Raw genomic sequence first — 20870 nt, forward strand, 5'->3', positions numbered from 1 at the left:
AACCAAGTTACCGTTGTAAAGAGTGGTACTTCAGGTATTGAACATGCTTTTGCCGAAAAGGTACAAAAGTTTGAGTATTAAGCCTACAAGCTGATCAAACCGTTGATCATGCTGGTTGAGTTATAGAAACTGTGGAAGTAGGAAATCATACGGATTTTAAATCTCTATTTTGACAGACAGCATTTTTGCAAGTTAAAACTGAATGTGAGAAATTTTAAATATATTCAGTTGCTTAAATTAATAAAACCGAATATATCAGTTCCCTATCTTGCCCATGTCTTAGCGTTTAGACATGGGCATTTTTTTAAGCTTCGTTGCAGGTTCGCATTTAAGGAATCAGACCTTGTTTTTTAGCTTCGGTAACAGCTTCCAGTCTAGAACGTACGCCTAGCTTGTTATAGATATTACGTAAATGCCATTTCACCGTATTCACGGACAAGAAAACCTTATCGGCTAGCTCTATGTCGGTACAGCCTTCACTCACTTTAAGTAAGATTTGCAGTTCACGTTTAGACAAGAGTTCCGAGTGTATAGCATTGCTATCTTCCTTCTCTTCCCCAGATTCAACCGTAGCACCCCTCCCCATGGACGTCAGCATGTCTACAAATGCCAAAAGCGATGAATCTTTTTTCTGTTTGCCTTTCAATATAAATTTTTCAAACTCTGCTAATAACTCAAATAACAGAGGATGTTCATCCAAGACAACACGTACGGCTTTGGTTGGCTCTAACAGCACTAAAGCCTGTTCCAAGCAAATATACGCAGCCTCAAGCTGATTCAAACGATAATCAGCCAAAGCCAACAGCAGTAAAATCCGTACTCGTCTTAATGGATAAGACAGAATTCGGGCAAGTTCCAACTCCAGAAATTGTTTTGCTTGTTGTTCTCGATCAGTAAAAATCAACTGACGATACAGTGCCAAGTCATCTCCGGTAATAACATTCGAGATATTTAATGCCTTGCTCACATGCTGTTGGCAGAGGTCTTCTAAATGCAATGCATCTGTTTCTTGTAATTTTTGATTTTTATCAAACCATTGATATTGGTCATAGATCGTCTGTACGGTCTGACTCAGCCGTGCCATAGACCAGTCATTGGTACAAATTTGGGATTGGGTTAAACAGGCTTGTTCCGCCTGCACATTGCCTTGAATATGTGCCACACGTAATAACAACTCAAACCCGACAATCGCAAGGTCAGGAATAATCAGTTGTTCACCATTATGAAAATGCTGCAAAGCCTTGTCAGCCAGTGAAATCTCATTGAGATCATAATACAAACTTGCTTTCACACTGCTGGTAATCATATTAACGATTGGTCGTAAAAACTCTTCTGAGCTTAATTTCAAATAATCTTCACTTTTCCCAATCAACTCAAGTTTTAGCAAAGCCTTGTCTAAATGACCTTCCAGATAATCACACAACGCTTCAATACAATCTGTGATAATCAGACCAAATACATTTTGCCCTTGTATATAGGCTGCCCGTGTTTGAATAATAATTTTTCTGGCTTCAGCAATTTTACCTAAACAAATATGATAAAGCGCACCAATGCCAATTAGAGGAGCACGAACAAAATACGAGCTTTCAGACAATTGAGCAACATTTTGTTGTGCCAATTCATAAGCTTGTTCTATTTCATCACCCATCAATGCAATCATTGGTGCAAGTGCCAATTGATCATCCCCAACCACACAATCCTTGCTCTCAATTTTCAGCCACAGCTGTAAATAATGATTGGCGAGCAAATGTTGATGGGTAATGGTTAATGACCAGATTGCATCATAGAGTAAAGGAATTTTTTGTAGTAACAACTCATCGGGAATTATTCGCACCAATTCCAATAAAGTATAAAAACGCCCTTCTAGGATGAGTTCACGACTCACGGCACTCAGCAACTCTAAAACCAGATGCTGATCTTGAGCATGTTGTGCGTGATAAATCGCTTCCATGAGATAATGTTGCTGTTGATACCAATGCGCAGCACGAATATGTGCTGCTTGGCAAGCAGCCAAGTTGATATTTTTAAAACGGTTTTCCAAAAATTCGCGGAATAAATGATGAATACGATACCATGTTCGCTGTTCATCTAAAGCCTGTAAAAACAACCCTTTATGATTCATCAGCTCGAGCAACTTAGCCGATGCTGGATTCTGTGCCACTTCAGAAATATTCGCTAAACAGATTTTCCTTAATACACTGATGTTTAATAAGAAATCCTGCATTTCGTCTGAAAGCTGAATAAAAACCTGCTCACTCAAATAATCTACAATTTGATTATGCGCACCACTTAAACTTTGAATGACCGCTCCCGCATCATGGTGATGCTTCAAATACAAATTGGTCAGTTGGATGCCTGTGAGCCAGCCTTCGGTTTTCTCGATTAATTGTTCTGCCAATTCAGGCGTTAAGCTCACCTGATCAAAATTTTGTTGTTGAAGAAAGTGTATTAACTCTGCGCTATCTTCCGCTTTTACGCTGAGATGCCCTTCTGTGACCAGCTGTAAGCGCCCTGAAAGATATTCTTTGGTAAAACTCCAATTCGGCTTCACTCTGGATGCAATGACCATATGACAGTTAGAAGGTAAATACTGATACAGCCACCAGAGAATATTTAAACATTCTTGATTTTCAATGGTCTCGAATTCATCAATAAAGAACACAATTTCCGTCTTCATTTCTGAGATTTTTTGGCACAGTTCTATAATATTGGGTTTGTGCACCTGACCATCAGGCACCGAATTGAGCTGATCCAGCCCTAAAAGGGCTAGCCATAAATATTGGTAAAGGCGGATAGGATCATTATCATCATGATCTAAAGTCAACCAACGGACACTTTTTCCTTGGGCAATCAACGCTTCGCTGAGTTGATACATCAGAGTAGTTTTACCATAACCCGCCGCAGCATGGATAAAAACCAGAGAAGATTGACAATATTGCAGCATATGTCCTAATAGCTTAGGACGCTGCATAGCCGTGTCTCCGATAATACTTGGACGGCTGAGTTTAGTTTTTAACACTTGCATTTCAATACATCCAATCTTTCTTATTCAGTTCCATCAGTAAATTTCGACTCCTTGAAATTTAACATCGCATTAACATCACGGTTCAAACAATGAGGTTAGTGCCTTTAACGAAAGTATGTACAAGTTAAAGCAAGGCATAGCCTGCCTACAATATGAAATTAAACCAAAATCATGATTTCTAATACATCTTTCACAGAATTAAAGTGTCTAATTATCGAACAATTGCAAATCCATTCTTTTGAATGGTTTGCTAATTCTGAAACATTGCTATGCTCAAGTACATGGAAATAACAGATAAACGTAAAGTTTGGCGTTCTGATATCTCATTATCAAATAAAGACATACATGGAGTTTGTCATGAGTATTGCACAATCAATTAAGCATCAAGATGTACTTTTAACAGTGAACCTAAAACGTGAAGGCGAAGTCGTTAACGCTTTACCCGGTGTTCACGTAAGCCCATGTTTTTTAGATGCAGACAAAGGTATCTGGGTACTTTATGCGCGCTTTGATGCGGGTACACTTTTACCACGCCACTTCCACACAGGCTCGGTGCATTTCTTAACAACTAAAGGCTCTTGGCATTATGTAGAATATCCTGAAGATGTTCAAACTGAAGGCAGCTATTTATATGAACCGGCCGGTTCTATTCATACCTTCTATACTCAAGAAGGTACTGAAGGTTTCATGTACGTTGAAGGTGCAAACATCAACTTAAACGATGATGACTCACTGATGTTCATTATGGATGCAGGTTGGATTGAGCGTACGATTCACGCAGTTGCTCAACAAACTGGTCAAAAAATGCCACGTTACATTAAACCAGGCAATGGCGCAGACTTCAGCCAAAAATAAGTGTATAAGAACCTTTAGCACCCGCTACGGGTTCTTTTTCATTATTAAAATAACAGCTACCAAGGATGAATGAAATGTTTGGCAAAATGATGCATCAATCTTTGTTGATTAGTAACTTACTAGAACATGCAGCAAAGTATCACTCTGACACCCCTATTATTTCACGCGAAGTGAATGGTCAAATTACAACAACCAACTGGTTGCAAGTACAACAAAACAGTAAACGCTTAGCCAATGCATTTACGACGTTTGACCTAGACGCTGGTGACCGTCTCGCAACCATCGCATGGAACAACCATCGCCATTTAGAAACTTGGTATGCTGTTTCGGGTAGTGGTTATGTTTGCCATACCATTAACCCTCGTTTATTCCCAGAGCAACTGGTCTTCATCATTAATGATGCTCAAGACAAAGCGATTTTCTTTGATTCAACATTCTTACCGCTGATTCTTGCAATTCAAGGCAAAGTTCCAACGGTTGAACGCTTCATCTGCTATGGTTCACGCGATGATAAAATCGTAGAAGCCTTACCCGATGTACTTTTCTATGATGAATTGATTCAACATCAATCGACCGAATTTGATTGGCCACAATTTAGCGAAGAAACCCCAAGTTCACTTTGTTATACATCTGGTACAACAGGTAACCCGAAAGGCGTGCTTTACAGCCACCGCTCAACCTTATTGCATACCATGGCCATTAGCCTACCAGACTCATTAAATCTGTCTGCTAAAGACATCACCATGCCTGTGGTTCCAATGTTCCATGTAAATGCATGGGGCGTACCTTATGCTGCGGCAATGGTGGGTTGTACCATTGTACTTCCAGGCCCTAATTTAGATGGTGACAGCTTAGTTAGCCTCATTGATGATTACAAAGTAACTGTAGCACTTGGTGTACCTACGATTTGGCAAGGTCTACTCGCTGCTGCGAAAAAACGCGGTACCAAATTAGAAAGTATGACCCGCAATGTGGTTGGCGGCGCAGCTTGCCCACCTTCAATTATTCGTGACTTCAAAAACAACTACGATTGCGACACGATTCACGCTTGGGGAATGTCTGAAACCAGCCCATTGGGTACAGCGAATCAGCCTAAAGCCAAACACTCCGCTTTAAGTGCTGAAGAATTTGAAAAATTACGCTTAACCCAAGGTCGTCCACCATTTGGTGTTGAATTACGCATTGTCGATGGTCATAGCACCACTGCTCTTCCAAATGATGGTCACACTCAAGGTAATTTACAAATTCGTGGTCCATGGATTGTCGATCATTACTTCAACCAAGAAAAAAGCGCATTAACTGCGGATGGTTGGTTCGATACAGGTGACATCGCAACAATTGATGCCGATGGTTATATGAGTATTTGTGACCGTGCCAAAGATTTAATTAAATCTGGCGGTGAATGGATTTCATCTGTTGAACTAGAAAATATTGCGGTTGGTCATCCAGAAGTTCGTATGGCTGCGGCGATTGCAGCCCGTCATCCAAAATGGGATGAACGTCCAATTCTGATTGCGGTGAAACAAGAAAATTCAGGTATCACTGAAGAAGAAGTGCGTGCCTATTTCGAAGACAAAATTGCACGTTGGCAGATTCCTGATGTGGTGATCTTTGTTGATTCACTGCCTGTCAATGGTACAGGTAAAATTGTAAAAGCTGAGTTACGTAATCAGTTCGGTGATGTGCTGCTAAAAGATGAAGTTGCTTCATAACAACTTTAGCTTACGAGGATTTTAAAATGACAAAAAATTCAATGAAAACAGCTTGGGTCACTGGCGGTAGTAGTGGTATTGGACTCGAGTTGACCAAACGTCTCCTCAAAGACAAATACCAAGTTTGTATCTTTGCCCATGCTGGTATTGAACAAGCCGTAACAGCGCTACAAAAAATCGCACCTGCTGTGGCTGGCTTTGAAGTTGATGTGCAAAACGAAACAACCATGGAAACCAAGTTTGCAGAAGCAACTGCGACCTTTGGCACCCCAGACCTTGTGATTAACTCAGCAGGGATTAGTATTGCCAAGAATTTCGATGAAATGACTTCGCAAGAATTCGAAAGACAAATCAATATTAACCTTGTGGGTAGCCGTAATGTCGCACATGCCGCACTACCACACCTCAAACAAGCAGTACAGCAAGGCAAGCGTCCTAAATTTGTCTTTATTGCTTCTGCTGCTGGTTTAGTGGGCTGCTATGGTTACACTGGATACTGCTCATCTAAATTTGGTGTGGTCGGTTTAGCTGAAGTCCTTCGCATGGAATTGCGTAGCCAAAAAATTGATGTTGCCGTGGTTTGTCCACCAGAAGTGGAGACCCCATTGGTGGCTGAAGAGCGTAAGAATGGCTCACCAGTCACAGCAGCATTAAAACAACTGGGTGGTAGCATGCCCGTAGAAAAAGCCTGTAAAGAAATTTATGAGGGAATTTTCTCTTCTGAATTTATGATTATCCCGGGTACACAAGCGCGTATTCTCGCAAAACTTTCACGAGTATTGCCTGATCTTTATCGCAATCAAATCGATAAAAAATTAGACAAAATCATACAAAGATTTGCATCTTAATTGATGTATTGGTTCAGCTATGAAATGTAGCTGAACCAATCCCCTAACAATAATGAACTCAGTACTCGTCATGGGTATAAAGTCTGCGAAAATCTGCTCATATAACAACAGATACGCAAAATTCAGATGCATGTTTGAACGATGTACCGCTATAAAATTGACGTGCCCTTCAATTTTAAATGCCGATTTTTATAAAAATGTCAGAATAATACAGATGCTCAAATGAGCAACAGAAAAAAATGTTCTGAAAAACTGAATTTAAAACAACACTCATAAGGATAATGAGATGACAATCAACACGTCTAAAACCGCATGGATCACTGGTGGTAGCAGTGGTATTGGTCTTGAACTCACTAAACGGTTACTGAAAGATCAATATAAAGTCTGTATTTTTGCCCACGCAGGCATAGAACAGGCGGTCAAAGAATTAACAAAAATCTCGCCTTCAATCTCTGGCTATGAAGTTGACATACAAAATGAAAACACGCTGGACGAAAAGTTTGCAGAAGCCGCTGCAACCTTTGGCACACCAGATCTTCTGATCAATTCAGCGGGTATTGTGGTGGCTAAATCATTTGAAGAGATGACTTCCGAAGAATATCTGCGTCAAATTCGAATTAACCTGATTGGTAGTCGTAATGTGGCTCATGCGGCGTTGCCTTATTTAAAACAAACTGTTCAAAAAGGCAGACGCCCTAAGTTAGTTTTTATTGCTTCGGCAGCAGGCTTGGTCGGCTGTTATGGCTATACTGGTTATTGTTCCTCAAAATTTGGGGTGGTCGGTTTAGCCGAAGTCCTTCGCATGGAATTGCGTAGCCAAAAAATTGATGTTGCCGTGGTTTGCCCACCAGAAGTGGAAACCCCAATGGTGGCCGAGGAACGCCAAAATGGCTCACCAATTACAACGGCTTTCAAACAAATTGGTGGCAGCATGCCTGTAGAAAAAGCCTGTAAAGAAATTTATCTTGGTATTCATTCAAATGATTTTGTCATTATTCCGGGTACGCAAGCGCGCATTTTGGCCAGAATTTCACAACTCCTTCCTGCAACTTATCGCAGCCAGATTGACAAAAAACTCGACCAGATCTTGCAAAAATTAGCCTCTTAAAAGACTACTTTAGCGTGTGAATGCATGCCCTAAAATAAAAAAACCGAACACTTAGGTTCGGTTTTTTATCACTCTGAGATGGTGAAACTACATTTCCGCCATCACTCCCATAATGCCAGTAATAATCATATCAATCGCAATGGTTCCGATCAGCAGTGCAGACAAACGCCCGACAATATCGACATAGCGGTCAATGTACTTGGCATGTTTATACCTGAGATGATCATGTGAGAACTTCATAAGAATCATTAAACTACACGTTAGTGCCAGCGTGAAAAAAATCACCAATGCTGCACCACCCATCGGTAAGGACATACCCGTAACCACAGCCGCACTAATTGTTCCCGGTCCAATCATAAAAGGCATGGCAATGGTGCCCGCCAGATGCTCTGGCGCACCGCGCATTTCACCAATGGTATCGGCCCCTTGAAACACGTAGCGATAGCCAATCACCAAGAAAATAAGACCACCGAATATTTGAAAGGCTTCAAAACGCACATTCAAATATTTACTGAAGATGGTCTCACCTCCCCATGCAAACAACATAAACACCACATAAGCAATCAGACAACCCTGAATTAAAGCCTTGTTAAAAACTTTCGCCTCAGAATTCCGAATCATGCCAATCATATAAATGCTCATCAAAAACGGATTGAGCAGGGAAAAGAACAACGCAAAAGCATGTAAATATGATGTATACATAATTTCCCCCGATTAGCCTTGAGGATCTGGGAACAAAGGACGGTTTCCTGGACTGATGCGATTAATATGCAGGAAGGTCATATGTCGTTCATATCGATCCAGAATATCATTAATCACCTGCTCTTTGGTGTACCCTACCAAATCATTTCCTTGTGAGCCTTCATACAAGTAGGTTTCCAAACGGAAATAAAAGCGTTTACCCAGTTTGCCACGTTCACTAAAGGTTGGTGCAATGTAACGTACAGGCCAGATTTGATAGACAAAGTTCTGCTCTTCTTCCAGATGAATCATGACATCTAAATGGTAAAGATTTGGATCTTGCTCCAGAGCCGTTTGCTGCACATCAATATTGATACCGCGCTTTCGCATTTCATCCGCAACGGCCATCACGGCTGGCTGACAAATCTCATCGAGCATGCGTCTGGTATCTGTTGTTCCGGGGTGATGCATGACTCGAGATAAGCGTTTTTTCCAATTCAGAATATCCACATTACCGACCACGGGTGCAGCATTCAAACTGCTACTGGCTTGACGATAATCTTCCAGTCTTAAAGACTTATACAGTCCCGCCATCACCAAGAACATGACAAAACTAAAAGGAAGTCCCATGATAATAGTGGCATTCTGCAATGCCGTGATGCCATTGGTCATTAACATGGCCAAGGTTAGCAAACCAATTGCCACCGCCCAGAATACACTGAGCCAGCGCGGTGCATCATGATCGACATTGGTAAATTGCGTGGTGAAATTCCCAAGCACTAAGGCGCCTGAATCAGCAGAAGTCACATAAAACAAGAGCCCTGTAATGGTAGCCACACCTGCAATAAAGGGGAACCATGGATATTGTGCGAGTAGGTCATAAAATCCATGGGCAGGATTGGCAATCACGGTTTGTGCTAATGCAAAATTTCCATCAAAAATTACATTATGTAATGCACTATTTCCGAAGATAGACAACCAAGTTAAAGTGAAAAATAAAGGAATGATTAAGGTTCCACTGACAAATTCCCGAATAGTCCGCCCGCGAGAAATACGTGCCAAGAACAAGCCCACAAAAGGTGACCAAGCGACCCACCATGCCCAGAAAAATAGCGTCCAACTGTTCATCCATTCTTTGGGTTGCTGAAAAGCAAAACTTTCGAGCGTCATACTTGGGAAACGGCTGATATAGTCGCCAATATTTTGTACAAAGGTATTCAATAAAAATTCGGTATTGCCGAGGAACAAAATAAACAGCATTAAGCCCACAGAGACATAAATATTGATTTCCGAGAGAATACGCAAACCTTTATTAACCCCCGAGGTCACTGAAATAATGGTCATCACCACGGCAACGCCAATCAGAGCCGCCTGCATCCATAAATTTTCAGGTAAATCAAACAGCACATGCAGACCATAATTCAGCTGTACCACACCAATCCCGCAGGTGGTGGCAATCCCGAAAATAGTACCAATCACGGCGGCGGTATCTACACTATGTCCAATCGGACCATGAATTTTTTTACCAAAAATCGGGTAAAGTGCTGAACGAATCGTGAGGGGTAAATTGTAGCGATAACTGAAATATCCGAGTGCCATACCAATTAAGGCATACATGCACCACCCAGTCAGACCATAATGAAATAAGGTCCACACCATACTCTGACGGGCTGCTTCGAAGGTCTGCCCCTCACCCACAGGTGGATGCATATAATGCGATAAAGGCTCCGCCACCGAGAAGAACATTAAGTCGATGCCAATCCCTGCGGAGAACAGCATCGCAGACCAACTGAGCAAGCTAAATTCAGGCTTGGAATGTTTCGGTCCGAGCTTAATATCACCATAACGTGAACAGGCAATAAAAATTACAAAGACCATATACAGTGTTGCAGCCAGCAGATAATACCAACTGAAAGTCGAACTGACCCAAGCCAATACAGCATTTAGCGTTTGGTTGGCAAAGTCATTAAATAAAATGGTTGTAATTGAAAAAATTAAAATAATGAGAGCTGAAATATAAAAGACCACACCATTTAAACGGTCTTTTGGCGCCAATGTTTGATCATCAACTGCTCTTGGATTATCTGTTGCCATACAATCCTCAAGATAGTAAATACAAAGTTGAGTACCAATTTTTAAACTTCTCGCGGTCGAGAGCTTAAAAATCGATAAGTGAAATACGACAGTAATTTTATCTGCAATAAAACTGCTATCTTCATCAAACCTAAAGGTTTGCTGTTTTGGTTAGCTTGAAAAATATGTGCCGCAGTGTAACAAACCACTGTTCATGACTTGGTATTGATAACATATGGCTACATTCTGACTACAGGAACAAACGATCAATCTCCTTATCTCAGCTTTAGAAGCCCTATTGAGCACGGTGACTTGCTTGTACATAGCTTGAGAAAAATAATCTCCGCCTTTTTACTGAAGTCATTCCAACCCAAGCTTCTAAATCTATCCTTATGATAAATAAGCATTAAAAATTAAAATACTATTTCTAATTCAACATAAAATGCATCGAATTTAAACAACATGATACTTTTAATTGATTGAACGTTCAATCAATTAAAAGTATCATAAAAAAATGCTATGATGTTTTCTATGTCAATAATTGAATCTAACACCTTTAAATTAAAGGTAAATTTTCTGGATCATCATGAATAAACGTAGAGTAAAACCTGAGCATGAACGCCGTGAAGAAATTATCCGCGCTGCGTTTGAAGTGATTTATGAAGTGGGATTGTCGAATACCACCATTGCTCAGATTGCGAAAAAAGCCCAGCTTTCTACAGGAATTGTCAGCCATTACTTTGGCGATAAACAAGGTCTGATTGAAAGCTGCATGCGACAAATGCTCTTTGTGTTAAGGGAAACAGCGGCAGACTATAAAGCCAAAGTAACTGAACCTACGCCAGAAAATTTACTCAAAGCAATTATTGATGCCAACTTTGACATCAGTCAGGTCAATCGCACTGCAATGCGCGTTTGGTTAGATTTTTGGTCTGCCAGTATGCACATGCCCGATTTAGGTCGCTTGCAACGGATAAATGACCAGCGTCTTTATTCCAATTTGAAATTTCATTTCCTGCAATTGATGCCTAAAGACCAAGCCAGCCATGTCGCCAAAGGGCTTGCAGCACTGATTGATGGACTGTGGTTACGCGGCAGTTTAAGTGGACATCAGGCATTTGATCGTGATTTGGCACGTTCAATTGCATACGACTATGTCGATATGCAACTTCGCTTAATTCAACAAATACGGCAGGAACAGCAAAATGAATGATGCGCAATTACATCAATTGTATATCCATGGACAGTATGTCAATGCCACGAGTGGCAAAACGTTTGACAGTATTAATCCTGCGACAGGTCAAATTCTTGCAACCGTACAGCAAGCATCTCAAACCGATGTCGATGCTGCGGTAAAAAGCGCCCAACAAGGCCAAAAAATATGGGCAGCCATGACCGCTGTCGAACGGGCACGCATTTTACGTCGTGCCGTCGATATTTTACGTGAACGAAATGATGAACTCGCTCAGCTCGAAACACTCGACACAGGTAAGGCATATAGCGAAACTTCAACGGTCGACATTGTCACAGGTGCTGATGTACTTGAATATTATGCGGGGTTGGCCACTGCGATTCAGGGGGAACAAGTGCCCCTACGTGAGAGTAGCTTTTTCTATACTCGTCGCGAGCCGTTAGGGATTGTAGCCGGTATTGGCGCGTGGAATTACCCGATTCAAATTGCCTTATGGAAATCTGCACCTGCACTGGCAGCAGGCAATGCCATGATTTTTAAACCGAGTGAAATTACCCCGCTCACGGCTTATAAACTCGCGGAAATTTATACCGAAGCGGGTGTTCCTGCAGGTGTATTTAATGTCGTGCAAGGTCTGGGGCATGAAGTCGGACAATGGATCACAGACCATCCCGATATTGCCAAAATTTCTTTTACGGGGGGTGTTGCAACCGGTAAGAAAGTGATGGCGAGTGCGGCTGCTTCTAGCCTGAAAGAAGTCACCATGGAACTCGGCGGCAAATCTCCGCTAATTATTTGTGCTGATGCCAACCTTGATCGCGCTGCGGATATTGCCGTTATGGCAAATTTCTTTAGTTCAGGGCAAGTGTGCACCAATGGAACACGTGTCTTTATTCCACGTAACCTAAAAACTGCATTTGAACAGGCTGTGATTGCCCGTGTAAAACGCATTCGTGTCGGTGACCCAATGCAGGCAGAAACCAATTTCGGCCCGCTCGCCAGCTTCGCACACATGGAAAAAGTTTTGTCTTATATCGAATTGGGTAAACAGCAAGGTGCAACACTTTTAATTGGCGGTGAACGTGCGACTTCTGCTGAATTGGCTCACGGTGCTTATGTCATGCCAACCGTTTTCACAGATTGTCATGACGATATGCGTATCGTACAAGATGAAATTTTTGGACCTGTGATGAGCATTTTGACTTATGACAGCCTTGAAGAAGTCATTCAGCGTGCCAACAACAGCCTATATGGTCTAGCCGCTGGGGTCGTGACACAAGATATTACTCAAGCACACCGCATCATTCATCAACTCGAAGCGGGCATTTGCTGGATTAACACATGGGGAGAGTCCCCTGCCGAAATGCCAGTGGGTGGCTATAAGCAGTCTGGTATCGGGCGTGAAAATGGTATGACCACCTTGGCACATTACACCCGCATTAAATCCGTTCAAGTCGAACTCGGCGATTATCACAGTATTTTTTAACGGCTCAATACTGACCTTTCTCCTATCTTTTTCTGTTTTTTACATCCTCAACTCAACATGTCGCCACGCTCTATTCGGGCGTGGTACTGCCATAGAACAAGGATCATTATGCATTCTCAACACTACGATTATATTATTATTGGCGCAGGCTCTGCCGGCAATGTCCTCGCAGCACGCTTAACCGAAGATGCCGATGTCTCCGTTTTATTATTAGAAGCTGGTGGACCAGATTATCGACTCGATTTTCGCACCCAAATGCCTGCGGCTTTAGCTTTTCCCCTGCAAGGACGACGTTATAACTGGGCGTATCTTACTGATCCCGAACCGCATATGAACAACCGCCGCATGGAATGTGGCCGTGGCAAAGGTTTGGGCGGATCTTCACTGATTAATGGTATGTGCTATATCCGTGGCAATGCCATGGACTTAGAACAATGGTCGACATTTAAAGGCTTAGAAAACTGGAGCTATGCCGACTGTTTGCCTTATTACCGTAAAGCAGAAAGTCGTGACATTGGTGCCAATGACTATCATGGCGATGATGGCCCGGTAAGTGTGGCAACCCCGAAAGCCGACAACAATGAACTGTTTCATGCCATGGTCGAAGCTGGCATACAAGCTGGTTATCCGCGTACTGACGATTTAAATGGTTATCAGCAAGAAGGTTTTGGCCCCATGGATCGAACCGTCACGCCCAATGGTCGACGTGCCAGTACTGCCCGCGGTTATCTGGATATGGCCAAACAGCGCCCTAATTTAACGATTTTAACTCATGCCACCACCAATAAAATTTTGTTTAGTGGCAAACAGGCGATTGGGGTGGAATATCTTCAAGGGGCAAATTCTCATGATTTACATCGGGTCTATGCCAATAACGAAGTGCTGCTCTGTGCAGGTGCAATTGCTTCACCGCAAATTCTGCAACGTTCCGGTGTGGGATCTAGCCGTTTACTGCGAGATTTAGATGTTGAAGTCGTACATGACCTCCCAGGGGTGGGTGAAAATTTACAAGACCATCTGGAAATGTACCTTCAATATAAATGCACCCAACCTGTTTCACTCTACCCAGCTTTAAAATGGTATAACCAGCCAGCTATTGGCGCAGAATGGTTATTTAATGGCACTGGAATTGGCGCCAGCAACCAATTTGAAGCGGGAGGCTTTATCCGTTCTTCCGATGAATTTGCTTGGCCGAATATTCAATATCATTTCTTACCGGTAGCCATTAACTACAATGGCAGCAATGCAGTTAAAGAACACGGCTTCCAAGCCCATGTCGGTTCCATGCGCTCGCCATCCCGCGGTCGCATTCAACTCAAATCTAAAGACCCATTTGCACATCCAAGTATCTTGTTCAACTACATGTCGACCGAACAAGACTGGCGTGAATTCCGCGATGCCATTCGTATTACCCGTGAAATTATGCAGCAACCTGCATTAGATCCTTATCGGGGTGAGGAAATCAGTCCAGGCAAACATTTAAACACAGATGCAGAGCTCGACGACTTTGTGCGCAATCATGCTGAAACCGCCTACCACCCTTCATGTAGTTGTAAAATGGGGGAAGATGATATGGCTGTCGTCGATGGGCAAGGACGCGTACATGGTCTGCAAAATTTGCGGGTGGTTGATGCTTCGATTATGCCGCTGATTATCACGGGTAATTTAAATGCCACCACTATTATGATGGCAGAAAAAATTGCCGATCATATTCGTGAACGTCCCGCATTACCTCGTTCCACCGCAGCATTTTATCGCGCCAAATGCTCTGTTTAACTTTTATAGAATCAATATGCCTAAGACCACATTATTTTGCATAATAATGTGGTCTTATTCTAATCCAGACTTTATAAAAAATGATCAATAGATATATTTTGAATGTATTTTCATTATTTTAAGCTGCGGACACTTCTCGATTATATCTAGACTAAAATGATACTGTAATAATACTTAAAAAGTTCTATTCAATGGGTGTATATTTGGGTAAACCTGATTTTTAGTAGAAAATATTTTCTCATAAATATATGAAATTAATAATAAAAAAACAAAACATCACTCAGATTTATACATATTCATTCCACATTCATAATAAAAATTACTTAGTCAATACTTATTTCGTCTAAAATCACACCCGATTGGAAATGTGTGGTTGGTCTAAAAGGTACATTTTTTCTTATGCATAAGAATTCATGTATTTCACTCCCTCTCTTCTGAACTTTTAGATCACCACCATTTCCGTCACCCTCTTTTATATATTTTTGCTGTTGCCCTCTATTCGCTTAGAAGCGATATAAAACACCTACTCCCAAGGTTAAAATTTCATGAAAACGTATTTAAAATACCTCACGGTATTTGTGGTACTGCTTTTGCTTGCAGTATTGATTTTTTTATTTAGACCTGTTGTGTCAAAAAAAATTGAAACCTCAAACAACGAACCTGTTGTGGATGCCGTATTGGTCGGTGGCGGTATTATGAGTGCAACTTTAGGTACTTATCTCACTGAACTTGAGCCAAACTGGCAAATCCGTATGTATGAGCGTCTAGATCAAGTTGCTCAAGAAAGCTCAAATGGCTTCAACAATGCTGGTACAGGCCATTCTGGCTTTATGGAAATGAACTATACCTCTGAAAAAGACGGGAAAATGGACATTACCAAAGCGGTTAAAGTGGCTGAACAGTTTGAAGTTGCCAAACAGTTCTGGTCATACCAAGTCAAACAAGGGGTTTTAGGCGAACCACGCAGCTTTATTAATCCTGTGCCACACATTGCCTTTGTATGGGGCGATAACGTGAATTTCCTTGAGAAACGTTATGCTGCCATGATTCAAAACCCAATGTTTTATGGCATGAAGTTTTCGGAAAATCCTGCTGAAATTAAACAATGGGCACCTTTGGTCATGAACGGACGTGATGCTACGCAAAAAGTTGCTGCAACACGTATGGATGTGGGTTCGGATGTCAACTACGGTGCTATTACCACGCAATTGGTTCAGCACCTAAATAAACAATCTAACTTCAAATTAGAAACATCTACTGAAGTCACAGGCATTAGCCAGAATGATGACAAAACGTGGACCGTGTCTTTCAAAAATGTAAAAACCGGCGCAACAAACCATGTCAAAACACGTTTCGTGTTTATTGGTGCGGGTGGTGCGGCCATTAAATTATTACAAATGACAGGTCTACCTGAAGCGAAGCAATATGCTGGCTTCCCTGTGGGTGGCGTATTCCTAATGACCGACAACCCTAAAATCACGGCTGGTCACACGGCAAAAGTTTATGGTCGTGCCGAGTTGGGTGCACCACCCATGTCTGTTCCACATATTGATACACGTTATATTGACGGTAAAAAATATGTCTTATTTGGCCCCTTTGCCACCTACTCCAACAAGTTCCTGAAGCAAGGTTCTCAACTTGATTTATTAAAATCAACCACCAAGCACAATGTGCTGCCTATGACTGCTGTGGGTCTAGATAATCTTGATTTGGTCAAATATTTGGTAAGCCAAGTCATGATGACCGATGCCGACCGTTTAAATGAGCTGAAGAAATACTACCCAGATGCAAAAGCAGAAGATTGGCTTTTAAATCAAGGTGGTCAGCGCGTACAAATCATTAAAAAAGAAGATGGTAAACCTGCCAAACTTCAATTTGGTACAGAAATTTTTGCTTCGCAAGATGGTGCTGTAACCGCTTTACTGGGTGCTTCTCCTGGTGCTTCTACTTCTCCTTATATTATGTTGAGTTTGCTTGAAAAAGCGTTCCCGCAACAGGTGCAAGGTGAATGGAATCCTAAACTGCATGAGATTGTGAAATCGTACCAACAAGAACTCAGTAGCAACCCTGTGCTGCTTGATCAGGTCCGTCAATACACCAGCCAAACATTAGGGCTAAATTACACTCCAATGGCGAAAGCCGCAAATGATGCGTCTGTAATCACAGCCAAAGCACAATAATTTTTCTCCAATCCAAAAGGATGAACTCAGGTTCGTCCTTTTGATTCATCTCGCATGCTGTTTTTATATTTATGTCTTTTTTTCATTCCAATGCTTTTCTAGCCCTGCGATCTCGCGATTTTGCCTTAATCAGCATTAATCAGTTTTGCCTTGTTTTTGCCATCGTTATACAAGAAGTCAGCCTGAGTTTTGCACTGTACCAAATGACTCAAGATCCCTTAAGTTTAGGCTTAATTGCAGTTGTAGAATTAATCCCTTTTTTATGTCTGTCATTATTTGCAGGACATTGGGCTGACCGTTATAACCGACAAAAAATATTACAGTGGAGTTTTATGTGGAGCAGCAGCATCCCACTGCTGTTGGCCTTACTTTTTTATATCGATGAGCAACACAAGATCCCTCAACACATGCTCCTCTTCGGTATTTATACCCTGATCTTTGTCTTGGGAATATTGCGCGGCATATATAGCCCAGCGTTTAATTCATTTCGGGTATTTTTAATTCCAACACATGCACAGAATAATGCCGCCACGTGGACCGCCCTTATCTGGCAAATTGGAGCCATTACCGCACCGCTCTGCGCAGGTCTGCTGATCAGTCAAATCGGCATCATACAGACCTTTATTGGGGTTTTTATTTGTTGCGCTGTGGGTAATCTTGCTTTACTAAATATTTCGAAGCATAGCTTTCCGCAACTCGCCAACCTCAACATCAGCCACAGTGTCACTCAAGCCTGTCATTTTATGTTCAAACAACGCTTATTATTTTGGGGCATGTTGTTAGATCTTTGCACAGCTTTATTTTGCAGCATTCTGGTATTGCTGCCGATGGTTGCCCAAGAGCTTTTGCATACAGGTGTAGAAGGATTAAGTTTGCTGAGGGCTGCACCTGCTTTCGGCACGTGTCTGATGATGTGCGTTTTGCTGCGTTGCTCGCCCATGCAACATGCTTGGCGAAATATGCTCTTGAGCAGCATTGGGATTGCTTTACTGACGCTGTGTTTTGTCCTTTCTTCAACCATTTGGCTTTCTGCCCTGCTGCTTGCCCTCATCGGTGCGCTCGACAGCATCAGCATCGTAATTCGTCAAACCTTGCTGCAACGCATTCCGCCCAAAAACTTGTTAGGTCGAGTGGCAGCCATTAATGGGGTATTGGTCACTTCAGGAAACCAGCTCGGCAGTTTACAAAGCAGCCTAACAACACGTTACTTATCCATTATTCCAGCCGTGTTTCTTGGTGCAGGGCTAAGTTTAAGCTTATGTTTATTCAGCTACTTGCGTACACGCGATTTACTAAAAACCTCATCAAGTCATGAGAAATATACAATACTTACAACAGGAAAATAGATGCTTACAGCAAAAATGCCTATGCTTAATTTGTGCGTAATAGATTTGGATAAGGATTGATTTTTATGGCAAAACCAACCGAATTAAGCCCTAAAGTTTATACGCTCTTTTATATGCTGATTATTTTTCTTATATTGGCATACTGCGTGCTTAATGCGACCTATACCGTCATTATTGGGGGCACAACCTTCTATTTCTTTGCCAGCATGATTCTGATCTTGCAATCGATCTTTGCCTTACGCACTTCACTCGACAGCCGTATTTATGCCAGTTTAGGTTTAGTGCTTTTGATCATTGGACTACTTTATACCCATGGCTTAGATTTCTTAAGCCATTTAAAAGCAATCGTTTTAATTCCTTCATTGATACTGACGCTATTTGGACTGGATAATCTCTATAAACACCCAACCCGCTTACTTTTACTCAAAGTTGCTCTCATCATCAGTTTGCTATTAGTGGCGTATAGCCAATACTACGATTTGGTTGAACTGCAAAACTACTATAACTCACTCCATAACGGGGAAACTTGGCAACAGTTTGGCGCATTGTAAAAGAGATACTACGCTCACTTTGGCTGAGTACAACTCAGTTTTAGTCCAGCAGTGAATTCACTTTGAACTGCTTAAGCTAAAGCCCTCCAAGACACTCATCCACTTAAGCAACATTGCATTTTCACTAACCAAAAAAGTAATCCATCAATTCTTGCCATGTACATAGAAACAGAAATGGAGATCATCTAATCATATTGGATGAAGCAGATTCTGACTCAAATCAAATGTGATTCTCAGCTCAATAAAAAACCGCCTGTGAGGGCGGTTTTTTACTAGTCTAAAATAGCAGACCAGAGTGAATAAAAAGCTTGAATTTCTGATTCTAGAAATTCATCACCTTCTGCATCATAAACAAAAGATTTTTCTTCTAATAAGTATTCGCCATCTTGTTCAATAAGATATTTTTTTAAGAAAGTTTTAAAGTTATTTGCGCGATCAGGAAAAACTTGCTCTCCATCAAAAAAGATCATAACAACCTCAAACTGACTAAATTAGCTTATATTTTAATCATATGCATGACTTATATCAACATGTTGTCAACTTAATGATAAATACGTCACTGTTTTAAAAAGAAAAATAAATTGTAACTCGCCAACGTTTAATCATGAAACTTCAATGTAAATGTAATGTATTGCTGGATGCACCATAAAAATACAAATGTATCACATTATTTTATTTGTGTGATTTATTTTGCATTATTAGCATAAAAACCTAAAATAGAATTAAAAATACGAAGAGGGTTCAAAATGATGAATTTCGATGTATTCTTTTCCGACCAAGATCGACTTTTAGCGATTGATACTGCAAAACAAATGGTCTTTTTGCCTGAAAATTGTTATTTCTTAGAAAATGCGGCGCCCAATATAAGTTTTTATCAAAATCATGCCCATGAAATTTTTGCTAAAGTTATTGTTTCATATCAAAATTGTGTGACTGAAGACATTACGGAAAAACCTTTTATCTTAAAATTTCATGATCATGGCGCTCACCCATCTTGGGAATACACTGATAATGGACTCAAAGATAGCTGGATAGTTTAACAGCTGCTTACAATCCAACAGTTTGATTGAATCTCCATATTTCCCCGCCTTGAATAGGCGGTTATTTTTCTCTGCACAGCTCAGTACAAAAAATCTATTATAAAAACTCACCTAGCTTTGCTGAAGCTAGCTAAAAATCACAGCCAGCTATACGTCATTTTGATGCTTGAAATATCAATAAATCCTTCTTTTTTTGCTTATTGCTGGATAATTTCATGTTCTAGCCCCTCACGCTTAGCTGCTCACGCAAATTATTATGCGAGTTGGTCAATAAATGTCTTTGTAAGCTTTACTCTTTTTAATGACATCGCTAAAATCGCTAACGTTATAAATATTTAGCGCGATCACAAGTGTTTTGATGTCAACTTAATGACAACGCCAAAATGACTTGCTTAATGATTTAAATATCGCTAGTATTGCTGACGCTGCAAGTTATTGATTTAATATTATTAACTTGTTATAGGGCCTATAGCTCAGTCGGTTAGAGCAGCGGACTCATAATCCGTTGGTCCCCAGTTCGAGTCTGGGTGGGCCCACCAAATTCAACCTCGTAGCTTTTTAAGTTATGGGGTTTTTTAATGCCTATGGTTTTAGCTCATCGGATTCTTAAAGAGCGCGTTGATTGATATTGGTGAGTCATTTAAACAAAAGTATATAGAAAACTAAAAAACTTGAGTTTTGAATTAAGCTCATAGGAATGAAGTGTTTGATTTTGCTATTGAAACTGGGCTTCAACACCGCATCATGGAATTATTGGGCATTTTTTATGATGATAACATCGAGTAGCACCGCTTAATCGCACAGTCTGCTATGACGATTTACTGCTATTTATATTTTTGCAAAATAGCAATTTATAGGGTAGTTAAATTTTAAGCCAATAAGGTAGTGTTAAAGATCAAGATTGGTCTCAAATACCCCCATGTATTATCAATATCATCACACCAAACCCTGCTTCGAGCATGTATTAAAAACAATCATTACACTCAACAGAGTTTGG

The 20870-nt window shown here is 41.1% G+C and carries 15 protein-coding genes and 1 tRNA gene; 12 read left to right on the forward strand and 4 right to left on the reverse strand.

All coding sequences use genetic code 11. The features are described from left to right. Positions 1 to 328 precede the first annotated feature (328 nt). On the reverse strand, positions 329 to 3025 hold the full coding sequence (locus AC6CHI_RS03445; RefSeq protein WP_498119447.1) for a winged helix-turn-helix domain-containing protein: 2697 nt from the start codon (positions 3023 to 3025) through the stop codon (positions 329 to 331). 357 nt (positions 3026 to 3382) lie between these two features. On the opposite strand from AC6CHI_RS03445, the gene AC6CHI_RS03450 reads away from it, so the two are divergent. From AC6CHI_RS03450 to AC6CHI_RS03465, 4 genes are all read left to right on the forward strand, one after another. Then, a complete protein-coding gene (locus AC6CHI_RS03450; RefSeq protein ID WP_498119448.1) occupies positions 3383 to 3880 on the forward strand; it encodes a 2,4'-dihydroxyacetophenone dioxygenase family protein in 498 nt (165 codons plus the stop codon). A 74-nt stretch (positions 3881 to 3954) separates the two neighbouring features. Then, positions 3955 to 5592, forward strand: coding sequence for a long-chain fatty acid--CoA ligase (locus tag AC6CHI_RS03455; RefSeq protein WP_498119449.1), 1638 nt, complete (start codon positions 3955 to 3957; stop codon positions 5590 to 5592). Between the two features lie 26 nt (positions 5593 to 5618). Further along, positions 5619 to 6440, forward strand: coding sequence for an SDR family NAD(P)-dependent oxidoreductase (locus AC6CHI_RS03460; RefSeq protein WP_458891557.1), 822 nt, complete (start codon positions 5619 to 5621; stop codon positions 6438 to 6440). A gap of 286 nt (positions 6441 to 6726) precedes the next feature. Beyond that, complete coding sequence (locus AC6CHI_RS03465; protein ID WP_458891556.1) at positions 6727 to 7548, forward strand: SDR family NAD(P)-dependent oxidoreductase; 822 nt, start codon at positions 6727 to 6729, stop codon at positions 7546 to 7548. 87 nt (positions 7549 to 7635) lie between these two features. Here AC6CHI_RS03465 and AC6CHI_RS03470 read toward each other — a convergent pair whose 3' ends face one another. Both AC6CHI_RS03470 and AC6CHI_RS03475 read right to left on the reverse strand, forming a co-directional pair. Continuing rightward, complete coding sequence (locus AC6CHI_RS03470; protein WP_498119450.1) at positions 7636 to 8250, reverse strand: MarC family protein; 615 nt, start codon at positions 8248 to 8250, stop codon at positions 7636 to 7638. A 12-nt stretch (positions 8251 to 8262) separates the two neighbouring features. Beyond that, on the reverse strand, positions 8263 to 10323 hold the full coding sequence (locus tag AC6CHI_RS03475) for a choline transporter (protein ID WP_498119451.1): 2061 nt from the start codon (positions 10321 to 10323) through the stop codon (positions 8263 to 8265). Between the two features lie 565 nt (positions 10324 to 10888). Between AC6CHI_RS03475 and betI the strand changes: the two genes are divergently transcribed. The 6 genes from betI (at position 10889) to AC6CHI_RS03505 (ending at position 18833) form a co-directional block, all read left to right on the forward strand. After that, positions 10889 to 11515 carry a transcriptional regulator BetI gene (betI, locus tag AC6CHI_RS03480; RefSeq protein WP_498119452.1) on the forward strand — a complete coding sequence of 209 codons (627 nt, stop codon included), beginning with the start codon at positions 10889 to 10891 and terminating at the stop codon, positions 11513 to 11515. Then, positions 11508 to 12980 carry a betaine-aldehyde dehydrogenase gene (gene betB, locus AC6CHI_RS03485; protein ID WP_498119453.1) on the forward strand — a complete coding sequence of 491 codons (1473 nt, stop codon included), beginning with the start codon at positions 11508 to 11510 and terminating at the stop codon, positions 12978 to 12980. Before betI ends, betB begins: the two co-directional genes overlap by 8 nt. Positions 12981 to 13088: 108 nt before the next feature. Then, a complete protein-coding gene (betA, locus tag AC6CHI_RS03490) occupies positions 13089 to 14756 on the forward strand; it encodes a choline dehydrogenase (protein ID WP_498119454.1) in 1668 nt (555 codons plus the stop codon). A gap of 545 nt (positions 14757 to 15301) precedes the next feature. Next, complete coding sequence (mqo, locus tag AC6CHI_RS03495) at positions 15302 to 16936, forward strand: malate dehydrogenase (quinone) (protein ID WP_498119455.1); 1635 nt, start codon at positions 15302 to 15304, stop codon at positions 16934 to 16936. 71 nt (positions 16937 to 17007) lie between these two features. Then, positions 17008 to 18282, forward strand: coding sequence for an MFS transporter (locus AC6CHI_RS03500; RefSeq protein WP_498119456.1), 1275 nt, complete (start codon positions 17008 to 17010; stop codon positions 18280 to 18282). Between the two features lie 65 nt (positions 18283 to 18347). After that, a complete protein-coding gene (locus AC6CHI_RS03505) occupies positions 18348 to 18833 on the forward strand; it encodes a hypothetical protein (protein ID WP_458891548.1) in 486 nt (161 codons plus the stop codon). A 272-nt stretch (positions 18834 to 19105) separates the two neighbouring features. Here AC6CHI_RS03505 and AC6CHI_RS03510 read toward each other — a convergent pair whose 3' ends face one another. Then, positions 19106 to 19303, reverse strand: a complete 198-nt coding sequence (locus AC6CHI_RS03510) for a hypothetical protein (protein ID WP_458891547.1) — start codon at positions 19301 to 19303, stop codon at positions 19106 to 19108. Positions 19304 to 19579: 276 nt separating this feature from the next. On the opposite strand from AC6CHI_RS03510, the gene AC6CHI_RS03515 reads away from it, so the two are divergent. Together AC6CHI_RS03515 and AC6CHI_RS03520 are read left to right on the forward strand one after the other, a co-directional pair. Next, positions 19580 to 19873: a hypothetical protein gene (locus tag AC6CHI_RS03515; protein WP_498119457.1), complete on the forward strand. Its 294-nt coding sequence runs from the start codon at positions 19580 to 19582 to the stop codon at positions 19871 to 19873. A gap of 462 nt (positions 19874 to 20335) precedes the next feature. Continuing rightward, positions 20336 to 20412 (forward strand) — tRNA-Ile (locus tag AC6CHI_RS03520). Positions 20413 to 20870 lie beyond the last annotated feature (458 nt).

This window comes from Acinetobacter sp. GQ146 (assembly GCF_059758585.1).

What these genes read in the sequence shown, in the direction of transcription:
- betB (WP_498119453.1), top strand. Translation starts at nt 11,508, where the DNA reads ATGAATGATGCGCAATTACATCAATTGTATATCCATGGACAGTATGTC.
- AC6CHI_RS03475 (WP_498119451.1), bottom strand. Translation starts at nt 10,323, where the DNA reads ATGGCAACAGATAATCCAAGAGCAGTTGATGATCAAACATTGGCGCCA.
- betI (WP_498119452.1), top strand. Translation starts at nt 10,889, where the DNA reads ATGAATAAACGTAGAGTAAAACCTGAGCATGAACGCCGTGAAGAAATT.
- AC6CHI_RS03500 (WP_498119456.1), top strand. Translation starts at nt 17,008, where the DNA reads ATGTCTTTTTTTCATTCCAATGCTTTTCTAGCCCTGCGATCTCGCGAT.
- AC6CHI_RS03470 (WP_498119450.1), bottom strand. Translation starts at nt 8,250, where the DNA reads ATGTATACATCATATTTACATGCTTTTGCGTTGTTCTTTTCCCTGCTC.
- AC6CHI_RS03450 (WP_498119448.1), top strand. Translation starts at nt 3,383, where the DNA reads ATGAGTATTGCACAATCAATTAAGCATCAAGATGTACTTTTAACAGTG.
- AC6CHI_RS03505 (WP_458891548.1), top strand. Translation starts at nt 18,348, where the DNA reads ATGGCAAAACCAACCGAATTAAGCCCTAAAGTTTATACGCTCTTTTAT.
- AC6CHI_RS03510 (WP_458891547.1), bottom strand. Translation starts at nt 19,303, where the DNA reads ATGATCTTTTTTGATGGAGAGCAAGTTTTTCCTGATCGCGCAAATAAC.
- AC6CHI_RS03460 (WP_458891557.1), top strand. Translation starts at nt 5,619, where the DNA reads ATGACAAAAAATTCAATGAAAACAGCTTGGGTCACTGGCGGTAGTAGT.
- AC6CHI_RS03455 (WP_498119449.1), top strand. Translation starts at nt 3,955, where the DNA reads ATGTTTGGCAAAATGATGCATCAATCTTTGTTGATTAGTAACTTACTA.
- AC6CHI_RS03515 (WP_498119457.1), top strand. Translation starts at nt 19,580, where the DNA reads ATGATGAATTTCGATGTATTCTTTTCCGACCAAGATCGACTTTTAGCG.
- AC6CHI_RS03465 (WP_458891556.1), top strand. Translation starts at nt 6,727, where the DNA reads ATGACAATCAACACGTCTAAAACCGCATGGATCACTGGTGGTAGCAGT.
- mqo (WP_498119455.1), top strand. Translation starts at nt 15,302, where the DNA reads ATGAAAACGTATTTAAAATACCTCACGGTATTTGTGGTACTGCTTTTG.
- AC6CHI_RS03445 (WP_498119447.1), bottom strand. Translation starts at nt 3,025, where the DNA reads ATGCAAGTGTTAAAAACTAAACTCAGCCGTCCAAGTATTATCGGAGAC.
- betA (WP_498119454.1), top strand. Translation starts at nt 13,089, where the DNA reads ATGCATTCTCAACACTACGATTATATTATTATTGGCGCAGGCTCTGCC.